We start from the raw sequence: 13,577 nt of genomic DNA, 5'->3' as shown, positions 1-13,577 counted from the left end.
TGCACTTAGTAAACATGCTCTTAGTAAACATAGTGCAACCAGGACATTAACCGCGCCTGGAACCTGCCGAACGGATGCGCCAAGGGATGATCCCCCGGTAACAGCTGCACAGTTGCCCTGGCACCGCTGGGCGGCATGATGTCAGAAGCATCGTCCAGTTTCAGATGTATACGGATACGCTGTGCATCACGCACCCAACGATCCGTTGTTGGGATATCCGCCAAAGTACCATCGGCAGCCAACTGGCCATCGTAGACACCCGCATCTCTCGCGACCACATGGGCCTTGTATATCTGCCCTGGCAACCCATCAAAGATGACCTGAGCCTCGTCACCCGACTTGACCTTGCGCAGGCTCTTTTCACGAAAATCGGCCACTAGATCCAGATTGTCAGTCACCAGCGCCAATACTGGCTGACCTCGCGTGACGAAGGCGCCCACCTCCAGCTGGAGGTTGCCAAGGGTACCGGAGTGCTCTGCTCTCACTTCGGTATGGACCAGGTCCAGCTTGGCCCTGGCCACCGCATTGGCTGCTTGACGCAAGCGCAGATTGGCATCGCCTTCAGCACCAAGCTCTATCTCGATACGGCGAATATTGGCTCGGGCTGCCTTGAGATTGGCCTGAGCTTCCAGATCACTGGCCACCAGCGAGTCCAACTGCTGACGGGAAATACTGCCCTGGGAGATCAGGCGTTCAGCACGGTTGCGTTCCGCGCGTTGCTCCGTCGCACGTGCCTGGGACGATTCGAGCTCAGCCCGGGCGGAAGCCAGACTCGCAGCCAGTTGGTCATTCTCCTGGCGGGCATTTTCCAAGTCCAGCTGGGCCTGCTCCAATGCCAGACGAAAGGGTTCTGGGTCGATACGAAACAGTAAGTCCCCTGCTTCAATATGTTCATTATTGCTGACGGCCACTTCCTGTATCGGTCCGCTGACTTCCGGGGCCACTCTGATCACTGGGCGCATCACTCGTGCTTCAGGAGTCATCGGCATATAGGTATCGGCTACCACGAAGTAGGCGAACAACGCACAAAAAATGCCAATAGCTACGCGCACCAGTAGCGTGAAACGCTGGTCGGGAGTCATACACAAGGATCCTTGCCGAGAACCGGACATTCCTGTCTAGCGGTTCATTCATTACATGATGTATTGCATGAAAAGCGCGCTATCCTACCATTCATTTAGCATGCTAACAATAAATGATCTTGATTTAATGGAACCTCTATCCATCTTCGTAGTCGCACCACAGGACATTCAAAGCCCTAATCAAACCAAGGATGTTGGCAATGCACCGACGCGACTTTATGAAGGCCGCCCTTAGCGCTACTGCCGCCGTGAGCGGAACCATGCTGCCGCTTTCACCTCTTCTTGCTGCCACCGACACTCACGTCGCCACGACAGGAAAACCGGAAAAGTTCGATTATGCATGGCTCAAGGGACTCGCTCGTCACCTTTCCGGACAGCCACACCATAGTCGTGAAGGCCAGTTGCCCCCTCAGCTCAAGGACCTCAGTTGGGAAGAATACCTGGAAATCAGCTTTCGTCCGGACCACGCCCTATGGAGCGATAGCAACGCTCCGTTCCATGTACAGATGTTCCATCTGGGAGAGAAATTCACCACTCCGGTCAGGATCTACCAGGTCCATGACGGTGTCGCCCAGGAAATCGCCTACGACCCCGCCATGTTCGACCTGGGTGACTCTGGCGTAGATGCCGATGTATTGTCAGAACGCCTGGGGTTCACCGGCTTCCGTCTTCATCACAAGGACGACTGGCAGCGTGACTTTGCTTCCTTCATTGGCGCCAGCTATTTCCGGGCCGTCAGCCAGACCATGCAGTACGGTCTGTCTGCTCGGGGACTAGCCATCGATACCGCCGAACCTTCAGGTGAGGAGTTCCCTACCTTCACGCGTTTCTGGCTGGAGCAACCCGACGGCAAGGAAGAAGTCATCATCCATGCGCTGCTTGAATCACCAAGCACGACGGGAGCGTATCGCTTCATCCTCACCAAGGATATGGAAGGCGTATTGATGGACGTCGATGCCACCCTGTATCCACGCAAGGCCATCGAACGACTGGGCATCGCCCCTATCACCAGCATGTATCAGGTCGGGGAAAACGACCGCCGCCAGGACTTTGACTGGCGTCCGGAGATTCATGACTCCGACGGCCTCGCCCTGCATACCGGAGACGATGAGTGGATATGGCGCCCACTGACCAATCCGCCAATGCTGCGTTACAACAGCTATGAAGCCCAGAACCTCAAGGGCTTTGGCATGGTCCAGCGCGATCGCAACTTCGATCACTACCAGGACGATGGCATTTTCTATGAACGCCGCCCCAGCCTGTGGATCGAGCCGCGGGGGGAATGGGGGGCTGGTAGCGTGGATCTGGTCGAGATTCCTACCGAGACCGAAACGTTCGACAATATCGTCGCCTATTGGCGCCCCGCCGAGCCCGCGCAACCGGGCGAGGAACTTCGCTATGCCTACCGACTGAACTGGTACGACCTTCCTCCACAGCAATCTCCTCTATCACGCTGTGTGGCCACTCGCACAGGCCTGGGTGGCGTCGTTGGTCAACCACGCGAATATTTCAGTTGGCGCTTCAGCATTGATTTCCGTGGTGGCCCCTTCCCCTTTGAAGAAGGCTCTGAACGTCAGGTAGAACCCGTGATCGAAGCCAGCCGCGGCAAGGTCGAGATCACTTCCGCCAGGCCGCTGGAGGCGATTCAAGGCTATCGGGCCATGTTCGATGTCGTGCCACCGGACGACAGCACCGACCCTATCGATTTGCGTCTATATCTGCGCGATGAGAATGGCGAGGCACTTTCCGAAACCTGGATGTATCAGTGGACTCCTCCGCCCGCCGATCAACGAGAGCTGCATAACCCCTGATGCATTATGAGTCTCTCTGACGCGGCATCATCTTTGGCATGGATCCATCGGATCCATGCCAATGGAATGTGTCAGCCCGGCTTGATCAGGCCCCCGTGATCGCCAAACGGTTGTGGCCCCTCATCGCCCAATTGCCACTGAATCACATTTCCCCGTGTTATCGTTCCTTGCTTGCTCGACTTTTGCCTGGCCGCCAGCATGTTGCTTTGGCTTGCTCTGTCGACAATAGAGTTGCTCGAGCGCATATACCATGCTGTCGTTCATATGCTTTCATGCATCTATTTCGCTCACGCATTTTATGAACGTATCTTTTAACCTCAGAGGGGCGTTGGTGCCCCAGCATGCTTGTTAACAGGAAATACACCATGCCGACGATTCAGCGCACCGCTTTGATTCCCATGATGCTCTCTGCCTTGATCGTCATCACCGGCCTGGGCGGATGCACGACCTACACCTGGGAAGATGGGCACAAGGAAACCGTGTGGGGCCAGCCCACACGTGACGAAACCATGACGAAAGACGAGGTCGAGTCTGAAGCGCCCACGTATCGAGTGCCCGGTGAAATGCCCGAATAACCCTGGCGTCAGTGATGCCTAATCACAGATGTGAGCTGTCTCAGCTCATCACGTCCTCCGAAACACCACTGCCAGATTGTTGGCCGGTAACGGATCGACCAGCTCCAGCACCATCCCACGAGCCTCTGCCTCGGCAATTACCGCCTCAAGGTCACGCACTCCCCAGCGCGAGTCACGCGCCTTGAGATCGGCATCGAAGGCGGCATTGCTTGGCGCAGTATGCTGGCCTTGGCGGCGGTAAGGGCCATACAGGAACAGCACTCCCCCGGGAGTGAGATGTCTGGCTGCCTTTGCCATCAACGCCTCGGTGACTTCCCAGGGGGAAATGTGGATCAGATTGATCGCCACCAGAGCATCGAAATGTTCATCCGGCCAGCTCTCCAGTGTGTCGCGCCGCAGCGGCGGCAGCAGGTTCACGCTCCCGGTAAAGGCTCGCCAGGCTTCGATGGAGGCTAATGCTGCCGGTGAAATATCGCTTGGCTGCCAGCGCCATCCAGGATGTCGCTGGGTCATGTACACCCCGTGCTCTCCGCTGCCGCTGGCCAGCTCCAGGATGTACGCCTGATCGTCCAGTACCCGGACCAGGACTTGCTCGATAGGTTCTCGATTGCGTACGGCCGCAGGAGCGGACAGACGAAGATGGTCATTATTCTCGTGAGTCATGGTGCATGTCTTTGATATGAGCTGGGTTACACTAGGGAAGTGATTCATCGATTCGACGACAGGATGTTATATGGCTCGCACGCCGCCTCGCTATCTCGAGATTCAGCAATATATTCTCTCCAGGATCCAGCACGGCGACTGGCCAACCGGTCATCGCATCCCCGCCGAAGAACGTCTTGCCGAAGACTTCAATGTCAGCCGCATGACAGCCAACAAGGCGATCCGTGAACTCGTCCAGCGCGGCTATCTGACGCGTCAACCAGGCGCCGGCACTTTCGTGACTGAACGCAAGGCCGAGTCTTCCCTGGTGGAAGTCCACAATATCGCCGAAGAAGTTCGTGGACGCGGCCATCACTACACTAACCGAGTCCTGCAGGTGGAAGCTATCGACGCCAGCGAAGACGTGGCCCTGCAGTTGGGCATGCGGCACGGTAGCAAGGTGTTCCACTCTCTGATCGTGCACCTCGAGAACGGCACCCCCATTCAACTCGAAGAACGTTACGTCAATCCCCGCCATGTCCCAGGCTATCTGGATATCGACTTCGCCACCATCACGCCTCATCAGGTCTTGATCGAAGCCTGGCCGATCACCGATATCGAGCACATCGTCGAGGCTGTGCTGGTCGATGCAACCACCGCCCAGGAACTGTCGATTCCGACATCCGCTCCCTGTCTCAGGATGACGCGCCGGACCTGGTCCCACGATCAACTGATCAGCTATGCCCTGCTGACGCACCCTGGCGAACGCTACAAGTTACGCTCCGCATGGCGTGATACTCACTAGGCGCTAGCTGGATCAAGCGTTAGACGACGCATCCATCAGGCAAAAAGAGACTGTCTTGGTGGCTTGTTCATGCCGCCTTGCATATGAATTCCAGGATCGACACCGTGAGGCCACTCATCCGGGCACCTCTCCCCCAGCCTTTCTCATTTTGCTCTGCATCGTGCACTGACCCTCCAAATCATTCTCTTGCTAACTAAATATGAAATATATACGATACGTATATATTTCATATATCGAGACAACGATGGGTATCGTAAAAATCAGTAACGAGCTGCACGATGAAATTCGCAAGGCCAGCTCGGTCATGGTCCGCTCGATCAATGCACAGGCGGAATACTGGATCAGGGTCGGCATGCTCGCCGAGGCTCATCCGAGCCTGACATTCACGGAAATCATGCGTCAGCAAATGGCAGCTGAAGCGATCGACAAGACAGAGGAGCCGTCTTGTGAGTGAGATCGTACTGAAGACCCCGGAGGAGCTTGCGCTTTTACGCGAGTCGGGCCGCCTGCTCGCCTCTGTGTTTTCCTATCTCGATACGCAGATCAAGGAAGGCTGTTCCACGCTGCAGATTGACCAGCTTGCGGATCGATTCATCACAGAAACCTTGAAGGCACGCCCTGCCAGCAAGGGCCAGTATGGTTTCCCCTTCTCCCTCAATACATCGATCAACCAGGTCGTGTGCCACGGCATCCCGTCCGAGACCGTACATTTGAAGTCAGGCGACATCGTCAACGTCGACATCACCTTGGAGAAGAATGGATTCATCGCCGACTCCAGTAAAATGTACATGATCGGGGACGTCTCTCCCTTCGCCAGGCGCCTCGTCGACAAGACCTATGAAGCCATGTGGGCCGGCATACGCATGGTAAAGCCTGGCGCCACCTTGGGAGATATTGGACACGCCATTCAAAGGCACGCAGAAAAGAACGGCTACTCTGTCGTTCGTGATTACTGCGGACATGGTATTGGCAGAGAAATGCACGAAGAGCCACAGGTATTGCACTATGGTACCCCGCATAAAGGCGCCGTACTGAAGGAAGGCATGGTCTTCACCATCGAGCCAATGATCAACCAAGGCAAGGCCAAGGTGAAGATAAAGCGTGATGGCTGGACCGTCGTCACTGCCGACAAGAAACTGTCCGCACAATGGGAGCATACTGTCGCTGTGACGGCAGATGGGGTCGAAGTATTGACGCTACGAGACGAAGAAGACGCCAATACAGACTTGATCTGATAGCTCAGCTCCCTATTCCAGATAGCTCAGCTCCCTACTCCAAGTACCATGCCCTGAAAAACGCAGGTGCTTCATGCAAGTAAAGCCGGCTTCGGGAAAACTCCCGAAGCCGGCTTTTCATATGGCGCCAGCCCCTGGCTATTGCACCAGCATCGCCGCAGGAATGGCCAGCGCAAGACTGAACAAAACGCGCAGGAACCAGATGACGATCATGCGGGTGATGGAAATCGGAATACTGGTCGCCAGGATGCAAGGAATCGAGGCCGAGAAGAACAGGATAGAGGAAACCGATACGACGCCGGCTGCGAAACGTGCAACAAAGTCGATACTGCTGCCCTCTCCACCGAGCAACAGTGCAGGCAAAAACATTTCGGCCAATCCCGCAGCACTGGCCTGGGCCAGTTCATGAGCATGCTCGATACCATATAGCGCCGTCAGCGGATAGAACAGCCACCCTAGCCAATCGAACAGCGGGGTGTACTTGGCCAGCAGCAGCCCAATCAACCCTACCGACATGATCGATGGCAGAATGGCAATGGCCATCAGCAGGCCTTCACGCAGGTTGTTCCATACCCCACGTGCCAGGCTTGGCGCGCCAGCCGCCACGTTCAGGCCGGTATGCCAGGCCAGCTTCAAGCGCTGGCCCTGCTTGGCCTCGGGCTCGGCATCGTCAAGCGTACGGTCCATGGATGACAGCGGCCACAAACGGGCAGTGATGGCGGTAACGACGAAAGTAATGGCCAATGTCAGCCAGAAATACTGGTTCCACACGTCCATCAGCCCCAGCGTCTTGGCCACGATGATCATGAAAGGTGCCGAGACGGTAGAGAACCCTGTCGCAATGATGGCGGCTTCCTTTGCCGAATATTGCCCAGCCTGATAGGTACGGTTGGTGATCAACAGCCCGATCGAATAGCTGCCGACGAAAGACGCCACCGCATCAATAGCACTTCTCCCGGGGGTCTTCCAGATCGGCCGCATCACAGGCTGCACCAGAATCCCCACCAACTCCAGCAAGCCATATCCAATCAGCAACGCCAGAAAGATTGCTCCGATCGGCACAATCAGTCCCACCGGGATCACCAGCTTGTCGAACAGGAACGGCAGCATGTCCGGCTGCTGCAATACCTCAGGCCCTGCACCGGTGTACGCCATCACGCCCGCTACCACGCCTATTGCCTTGAGCAGACTGAACACCATGTCCGCTGTACTGCGTCGCCAACGGCCAGTGATCAAGGGATATAGTGCCCCCGCCACGATCAATATCAGGGCATAAAGGCCGCTATAAGGCCCAAGCAACTGCTTGGCAGCCGAAACAAGGTGATCCAGAGGGATCGTTGCTCGCCCTGCAATCGTGATGGGTATGAAGAAAATGAAGATGCCAATCAGGCTTGGAATCAGCAATTTCAGTGTCGTCACAGCAGGCGTCTTGCTGTCAGTCGCCTGTGCGTCGGACTTAGCCCCGGGAGAAGCGGCCATGGGTGTTACCTCAAAATAAAGGAATGCTCTATTTGTATATACCATTATGGCTTTCAGGTCTCTTTTCATGCTGCCGACACCCTCTAGACCTTAGTAGCACAAAAACCATAAAATCAATCCCATCTATTTATTATTACTGATATTTATTGATTTTTTCAGTGATGGCCGCATCACACTCTCAGGTGATTTATTGCTTGACGACGGTGATATTCGAGGACGAATATATGTATATACATTAACAAGGAGCTGATCATGTCCTCCTCTACCGCTCCCATACGTCGCCTATGGCGCGATGTGATCCTCTTCGACGGACTCAAGACACACCCAGCCCCCATGACGGTGGTCGTAGAAGGAGAGCGTGTCACCGCCCTGTTTCCCTCGGGAAACGACCATGACAGGAACCTCGACGCTCAGGCCGCCGAGGAAGCCATCGAAATGGGTCGCGGCGGTGTCATGACCCCTGGACTGATCGATTGCCATACCCACCTGGTGTATGGCGGCCAACGGGCCAACGAATTCGAAAGCCGTCTGGAAGGGATGTCCTATGCCGACATCTCCCGTCGCGGAGGTGGCATCCTGTCTACTGTTCACGCCACCCGGGAAGCGAGTGAAGATAGTCTGTTCGAGACGGCAGCAGCCCGCTTGCAGGCCATGATCGATGACGGCATCACCAGCGTGGAGATCAAGTCTGGCTATGGCCTCAGCGTGGAGCATGAACTGAAAATGCTGCGGGTTGCCAGACGCCTCGGTGAGCAGTTCAAGGTGCGAGTCTTCACGACACTGCTGGCGGCCCACGCCTTGCCACCAGAGTATGCTGACCGCGCGGATGACTACATTGATCTGGTATGCCACGAGATCCTGCCTGCGGCCTGCAAGGAGGGTCTGGTGGATGCCGTGGACGTGTTCTGCGAGCACATCGCCTTCAGCCTCGAACAGTGCGAACGCGTGTTCCTTGCCGCTCGCGAGCTTGGCCTGCCGGTCAAGTCTCATGCCGAGCAGCTATCGCTTTCTGGTGCATCCCAACTGACGGCACGCTACCGCGGACTGTCTGCCGACCACATCGAATATCTCGACCACAACGGCATCGAGGCCATGGCAGCCGCCGGTACCGTTGGGGTTCTGCTGCCCGGAGCCTTCCACACATTGCGTGAAACCCAGTTTCCGCCCATTGCGGAGATGCGTAGCGCAGGCGTGCCCATGGCAGTGGCATCCGATGCCAATCCAGGCACCTCTCCCATCGTCTTTCCGACCTTGATGCTCAACCTTGCCTGCACCTTGTTCCGCCTGACACCTCAGGAGGCTCTGGCGGGAATGACCTATAACGCAGCCCTGGCATTGGGCCGCACCGATATCGGTCGCCTGCATCCTGGCGCCTTCGCAGACTTGTGCATATGGGATGTCGATAGCCCTGCTGAACTGGCCTATGCGATACAGCCCGGACGCCTGCGCCAGCGCGTGCTGAAAGGAGAACTGACCCATGGCTGACAGCGGTATCGACATGACAACCATCAATATGACAGGCATCGACATGACAGTGTGGCACGGTCGTGTGGATCCGGAGCCTGACAGCGACCGCTGGCATCAGCGTATCCAGGCATATGGCACGGATAGCGAAAAAGGCGTGGTCATCACAGGATTTGCCTGCGATGCCGGTGTGGCACGCAACCAAGGGCGCACCGGAGCGGCCGAGGGTCCAACAGCCATTCGTCGAGCACTGGCACCCCTGGCCTGGCACCGTGATGCACCCGCCTACGACGGTGGTGACGTGCATTGCCAGGGCGATGACATGGAGCGAGCCCAGGCCACCATGGGCCAGCATCTTGCTCGCATTCTCGATGCAGGCCACCTGCCCATCGTCCTGGGAGGCGGCCATGAGATGGCCTTTGCCAGCTGGCTGGGACTTTCCCACCACCTGGCAGAACGCGATCGACGTCCGACCGTGGCCATCATCAATCTGGATGCCCATTTCGACCTGCGCGACCCAAGTCATGTCCGCTCATCCGGAACACCCTTTACCCAGATTGCCGAAGACTGCGCGCAGCGCCGCTGGCCTTTCCGCTATGCCTGCCTTGGCGTCAGCCAGGCCGCCAATACCCGAGCCCTGTTCCAGCGTGCCGAACGCCTCAAGGTGCTGGTACGCCAGGACCATGAATTCCGTGACGAACATATCCATGCCATCAAGCGCGATGTACAGCGCCTGGTGGCCAGCTGTGACCACGTCTACCTGAGCATCGACATGGATGTCTTTCCTGCCAGCGATGCTCCTGGAGTCAGTGCTCCCGCTGCACGCGGTGTTGTCCTGTCTCACCTCGAGCCAATCCTCGAATGCCTGCGCACCAGCGGCAAGCTTCGTCTCATCGATATCGCCGAGGTCAATCCCTCGCACGATATCGATCAACGCACTGCACGCCTGGCCGCACGCCTGATACATCAACTCACTCGATCCAGCCTTTGAATGGAGCCACAACAATGAATCAGATCACCGAACCTACCACCGATACTTCAAGCACCAGCTCAAGCACCGCCTCGGTCATCACCGAGCGTTGCGATACCACACGTCATATCGAAGCCCCGATCGGAACCGAGCTGTCCTGCAAGAGCTGGTTGACTGAAGCCCCGCTGCGCATGCTGATGAACAACCTGCATCCAGATGTGGCGGAACGCCCTGAGGAACTGGTGGTTTACGGTGGCATCGGTCGTGCTGCACGTGACTGGAAGTGCTTCGACAAGATCGTGGAAGTCCTGAAGCGTCTCGAAGATGACCAGACGCTACTGGTTCAGTCTGGCAAGCCTGTCGGCGTTATCCCCACGCACAAGGATGCTCCCCGGGTGCTGATCGCCAACTCCAACCTGGTACCGGCCTGGGCCAACTGGGAACACTTCAACGAACTGGATCGCAAGGGCCTGATGATGTACGGCCAGATGACCGCAGGTTCCTGGATCTACATCGGTTCCCAGGGCATTGTCCAAGGCACCTACGAAACCTTCGTCGAAGCCGGTCGCCAGCACTATGACGGCAACCTGACCGGTCGCTGGATCCTGACCGCCGGCCTCGGTGGCATGGGCGGTGCCCAGCCCCTGGCCGCCAGCCTGGCAGGCGCCTGCTCACTGAACATCGAATGCCAGCAGTCGCGCCTGGACTTCCGTCTGCGCACCCGTTACCTCGATGAGCAGGCCGACGATCTGGACGACGCCCTGGCACGCATCGAACGCTACACTCAGGAAGGCAAGGCGATTTCCATCGGGCTTTGCGCCAATGCCGCCGATGTATTGCCGGAACTGGTCAAACGCGGCGTACGCCCGGACATGGTCACTGACCAGACCAGCGCCCACGATCCGCTGCATGGCTACTTGCCGGCCGGCTGGAACTGGGATGAATATGTTGCCCGTGGCAAGAGCGAACCTGAAGCGGTGGTCAAGGCTGCCAAGCAGTCCATGGCCGTACATGTGAAAGCCATGCTCGACTTCCAGCAGATGGGCGTTCCTACCTTCGACTACGGCAACAATATCCGTCAGATGGCCATGGAAGAAGGCGTTGCCAATGCCTTCGACTTCCCCGGCTTCGTGCCCGCCTATATCCGTCCGCTGTTCTGCCAGGGCATTGGTCCGTTCCGCTGGGCGGCTCTGTCCGGTGACCCGGAAGACATCTACAAGACCGATGCCAAGGTCAAGGAACTGATTCCCGATGACAAGCACTTGCACAACTGGCTCGACATGGCTCGCGAGCGCATCAGTTTCCAGGGGCTGCCGGCACGCATCTGCTGGGTCGGCCTGAAGGATCGCGCACGTCTCGGCCAAGCCTTCAACGAGATGGTCAAGAATGGCGAACTCAAGGCCCCCGTCGTCATCGGCCGCGACCACCTGGACTCCGGTTCCGTCGCCAGCCCCAACCGTGAAACCGAGGCCATGATGGATGGCAGCGATGCCGTCTCCGACTGGCCGCTGCTCAACGCCCTGGCCAATACAGCCGGCGGTGCCACCTGGGTTTCCCTGCACCATGGTGGTGGCGTGGGCATGGGCTTCTCCCAGCATGCCGGTGTCGTCATTGTCGCCGATGGCAGCGACGACGCTCACGCACGGCTCGGCCGCGTGCTGCGCAATGACCCGGCCAGTGGCGTCATGCGCCATGCCGATGCCGGTTACGACATCGCCAAGCGTTGTGCACGCGAAAACGGTCTCGACCTGCCGATGCTCGACAGCGAGTAACGACGGATATATCGACAGTGATAACAATACTTATAAGAACAGTATCCCGAACAGGATTCCCCTGATGACTCACATCGAAATTCAACCTGGCAAGATGACCCTGGCGCAAGCGCGCCAGGTCTACCAAAGCACTGCACAGGTGAGCTTGCCAGACAGCGCCAATGCCGCGATTCAGCGTGCCGTGGACTGCGTCAACCGGGTGGTGGCAGAGAACCGCACGGTTTACGGCATCAATACTGGCTTCGGCCTGCTGGCCCAGACCCGCATCGCCAACGAGGAACTGGAAGACCTGCAGCGTTCGCTGGTGCTGTCTCACTCCACGGGTGTCGGTGAGCCCATGGACGATGCTCTGGTGCGCCTGATCATGGTGCTCAAGGTCAATAGCCTGGCCCGGGGCTTTTCCGGCATTCGCCGCGAGGTGCTCGATGCGCTGATGGCACTGATCAATGCCGAAGTCTATCCACATATCCCGCTCAAGGGATCGGTGGGCGCCTCCGGTGACCTGGCCCCCCTGGCCCATATGAGCGTGGTACTGCTGGGCGAAGGCAAGGCCAGGTTCCGCGGCGAGTGGCTACCCGCCAGTGAAGCCCTGAAAGTGGCGGGGCTCGAGCCCATGCGCCTGGCACCCAAGGAAGGTCTGGCGCTGCTCAATGGCACTCAGGTTTCTACGGCTTATGCCCTCAAGGGATTATTCGACGCTGAAGACCTGTTTGCCGGGGCCAGCGTTTGCGGAGCATTGACCGTCGAGGCCACGCTGGGTTCTCGTTCACCCTTCGATGCTCGTATCCATGAGGCACGTGGCCAGCGCGGCCAGATCGACGCTGCAACGACCTATCGCCACCTGCTTGGAGCGAGCAGCGAGATCAGTGACTCTCATGCCAATTGCGACAAGGTACAGGACCCCTATTCCCTGCGTTGCCAGCCCCAGGTCATGGGGGCAGTACTGACTCAGTTGCGCCAGGCTGCCGAGGTACTGGCCATTGAGCTCAACGCCGTCTCCGACAATCCGCTGGTGTTCGCCGAGGACGATGACATCATTTCCGGCGGCAACTTTCATGCAGAGCCTGTCGCCATGGCGGCGGACAACCTTGCTCTGGCCATCGCCGAGATCGGTTCGCTTTCCGAGCGGCGCATTTCGCTGATGATGGACAAGCACATGTCGCAGTTACCGCCGTTCCTGGTCGAAAAAGGCGGTGTCAATTCTGGCTTCATGATTGCCCAGGTCACGGCAGCCGCCCTGGCCAGTGAGAACAAGGCGCTCGCACACCCGCATAGCGTCGACAGCCTGCCAACTTCGGCCAACCAGGAAGACCATGTCTCCATGGCACCCGCTGCCGGACGACGTTTGTGGGAGATGGCAACCAATGTACGTGGCATCCTGGCGATCGAGTGGCTCGCCGCCTGCCAGGGGCTGGATATGCGCAATGGCCTGAAGACCAGCGATACACTGGAGCAGGCTCGCGGCCTCCTGCGAGAGAAAGTGTCGCACTACGAAGAGGATCGCTTCTTCGCGCCGGATATCGATGCGGCAAGCGCGCTGCTTTCCTCGCGCATTCTGAATCCGTTCATTCCTGATGGCACTTTGCCGAGCCAATGACCTGCATTCCAAGGTCATGACTCAAAGGCTATACGCTGATCAAGGGTTATCCCCTCATCAAAGGCGATAGCCCGTTGCACTCACAGCCCCGTCACTGTCATCGGCGGGGCTGTCCTGTATTCAGACACAATAAAGCCAACAAGCA

General features: G+C 57.7%; 12 protein-coding genes. 9 read left to right on the top strand and 3 right to left on the bottom strand.

Annotated features, from left to right (window positions below; all coding sequences use genetic code 11):
• Positions 1–20: 20 nt before the first annotated feature.
• Positions 21–1,082 carry an HlyD family secretion protein gene (locus Q1K07_RS06460; RefSeq protein ID WP_300309291.1) on the bottom strand — a complete coding sequence of 354 codons (1,062 nt, stop codon included), beginning with the start codon at positions 1,080–1,082 and terminating at the stop codon, positions 21–23.
• A gap of 200 nt (positions 1,083–1,282) precedes the next feature.
• On the opposite strand from Q1K07_RS06460, the gene Q1K07_RS06455 reads away from it, so the two are divergent.
• Both Q1K07_RS06455 and Q1K07_RS06450 read left to right on the top strand, forming a co-directional pair.
• Positions 1,283–2,893, top strand: a complete 1,611-nt coding sequence (locus Q1K07_RS06455) for a glucan biosynthesis protein (RefSeq protein WP_300309290.1) — start codon at positions 1,283–1,285, stop codon at positions 2,891–2,893.
• 365 nt (positions 2,894–3,258) lie between these two features.
• The gene (locus tag Q1K07_RS06450) at positions 3,259–3,468 is read left to right on the top strand and encodes a hypothetical protein (RefSeq protein WP_300309289.1); all 210 of its coding nucleotides are present in this window, start codon (positions 3,259–3,261) and stop codon (positions 3,466–3,468) included.
• Positions 3,469–3,516: 48 nt separating this feature from the next.
• Here Q1K07_RS06450 and Q1K07_RS06445 read toward each other — a convergent pair whose 3' ends face one another.
• Entirely contained in the window at positions 3,517–4,131 is a 615-nt protein-coding gene (locus tag Q1K07_RS06445) for a DUF938 domain-containing protein (RefSeq protein ID WP_300309288.1), read from the bottom strand.
• 70 nt (positions 4,132–4,201) lie between these two features.
• On the opposite strand from Q1K07_RS06445, the gene hutC reads away from it, so the two are divergent.
• The 3 genes from hutC (at position 4,202) to map (ending at position 6,150) form a co-directional block, all read left to right on the top strand.
• Complete coding sequence (gene hutC / locus Q1K07_RS06440) at positions 4,202–4,915, top strand: histidine utilization repressor (protein WP_300309287.1); 714 nt, start codon at positions 4,202–4,204, stop codon at positions 4,913–4,915.
• A gap of 244 nt (positions 4,916–5,159) precedes the next feature.
• Positions 5,160–5,369: a ParD-like family protein gene (locus Q1K07_RS06435; RefSeq protein ID WP_300309286.1), complete on the top strand. Its 210-nt coding sequence runs from the start codon at positions 5,160–5,162 to the stop codon at positions 5,367–5,369.
• Positions 5,362–6,150 carry a type I methionyl aminopeptidase gene (gene map, locus Q1K07_RS06430; protein ID WP_300309285.1) on the top strand — a complete coding sequence of 263 codons (789 nt, stop codon included), beginning with the start codon at positions 5,362–5,364 and terminating at the stop codon, positions 6,148–6,150. Before Q1K07_RS06435 ends, map begins: the two co-directional genes overlap by 8 nt.
• A 138-nt stretch (positions 6,151–6,288) precedes the next feature.
• Here map and Q1K07_RS06425 read toward each other — a convergent pair whose 3' ends face one another.
• Positions 6,289–7,629 (bottom strand): YjiH family protein, encoded by a 1,341-nt coding sequence (locus tag Q1K07_RS06425; RefSeq protein WP_300309284.1) that lies wholly within the window; start codon positions 7,627–7,629, stop codon positions 6,289–6,291.
• Between the two features lie 252 nt (positions 7,630–7,881).
• On the opposite strand from Q1K07_RS06425, the gene hutI reads away from it, so the two are divergent.
• The 4 genes from hutI to hutH all read left to right on the top strand — a co-directional run bounded on the left by hutI (position 7,882) and on the right by hutH (position 13,432).
• Positions 7,882–9,114, top strand: a complete 1,233-nt coding sequence (gene hutI / locus Q1K07_RS06420) for an imidazolonepropionase (protein WP_300309283.1) — start codon at positions 7,882–7,884, stop codon at positions 9,112–9,114.
• Positions 9,107–10,084: a formimidoylglutamase gene (hutG, locus tag Q1K07_RS06415; RefSeq protein ID WP_300309282.1), complete on the top strand. Its 978-nt coding sequence runs from the start codon at positions 9,107–9,109 to the stop codon at positions 10,082–10,084. The genes hutI and hutG overlap by 8 nt, the downstream gene beginning before the upstream one ends.
• Positions 10,085–10,098: 14 nt before the next feature.
• Positions 10,099–11,835, top strand: coding sequence for a urocanate hydratase (gene hutU / locus Q1K07_RS06410; protein WP_300309281.1), 1,737 nt, complete (start codon positions 10,099–10,101; stop codon positions 11,833–11,835).
• Positions 11,836–11,899: 64 nt separating this feature from the next.
• Positions 11,900–13,432 (top strand): histidine ammonia-lyase, encoded by a 1,533-nt coding sequence (gene hutH / locus Q1K07_RS06405; RefSeq protein ID WP_300309280.1) that lies wholly within the window; start codon positions 11,900–11,902, stop codon positions 13,430–13,432.
• Positions 13,433–13,577 lie beyond the last annotated feature (145 nt).

It is taken from the genome of Halomonas sp., assembly GCF_029263665.1.
Lineage (GTDB): Bacteria > Pseudomonadota > Gammaproteobacteria > Pseudomonadales > Halomonadaceae > Halomonas.
Note: the sequence above shows the minus strand (reverse complement) of the source record. Positions and strands in the feature narration are given on the sequence as shown.

What these genes read in the sequence shown, in the direction of transcription:
- hutC (WP_300309287.1), top strand. Translation starts at nt 4,202, where the DNA reads ATGGCTCGCACGCCGCCTCGCTATCTCGAGATTCAGCAATATATTCTC.
- hutH (WP_300309280.1), top strand. Translation starts at nt 11,900, where the DNA reads ATGACTCACATCGAAATTCAACCTGGCAAGATGACCCTGGCGCAAGCG.
- hutI (WP_300309283.1), top strand. Translation starts at nt 7,882, where the DNA reads ATGTCCTCCTCTACCGCTCCCATACGTCGCCTATGGCGCGATGTGATC.
- Q1K07_RS06435 (WP_300309286.1), top strand. Translation starts at nt 5,160, where the DNA reads ATGGGTATCGTAAAAATCAGTAACGAGCTGCACGATGAAATTCGCAAG.
- hutU (WP_300309281.1), top strand. Translation starts at nt 10,099, where the DNA reads ATGAATCAGATCACCGAACCTACCACCGATACTTCAAGCACCAGCTCA.
- Q1K07_RS06450 (WP_300309289.1), top strand. Translation starts at nt 3,259, where the DNA reads ATGCCGACGATTCAGCGCACCGCTTTGATTCCCATGATGCTCTCTGCC.
- Q1K07_RS06455 (WP_300309290.1), top strand. Translation starts at nt 1,283, where the DNA reads ATGCACCGACGCGACTTTATGAAGGCCGCCCTTAGCGCTACTGCCGCC.
- Q1K07_RS06445 (WP_300309288.1), bottom strand. Translation starts at nt 4,131, where the DNA reads ATGACTCACGAGAATAATGACCATCTTCGTCTGTCCGCTCCTGCGGCC.
- Q1K07_RS06425 (WP_300309284.1), bottom strand. Translation starts at nt 7,629, where the DNA reads ATGGCCGCTTCTCCCGGGGCTAAGTCCGACGCACAGGCGACTGACAGC.
- Q1K07_RS06460 (WP_300309291.1), bottom strand. Translation starts at nt 1,082, where the DNA reads ATGACTCCCGACCAGCGTTTCACGCTACTGGTGCGCGTAGCTATTGGC.
- hutG (WP_300309282.1), top strand. Translation starts at nt 9,107, where the DNA reads ATGGCTGACAGCGGTATCGACATGACAACCATCAATATGACAGGCATC.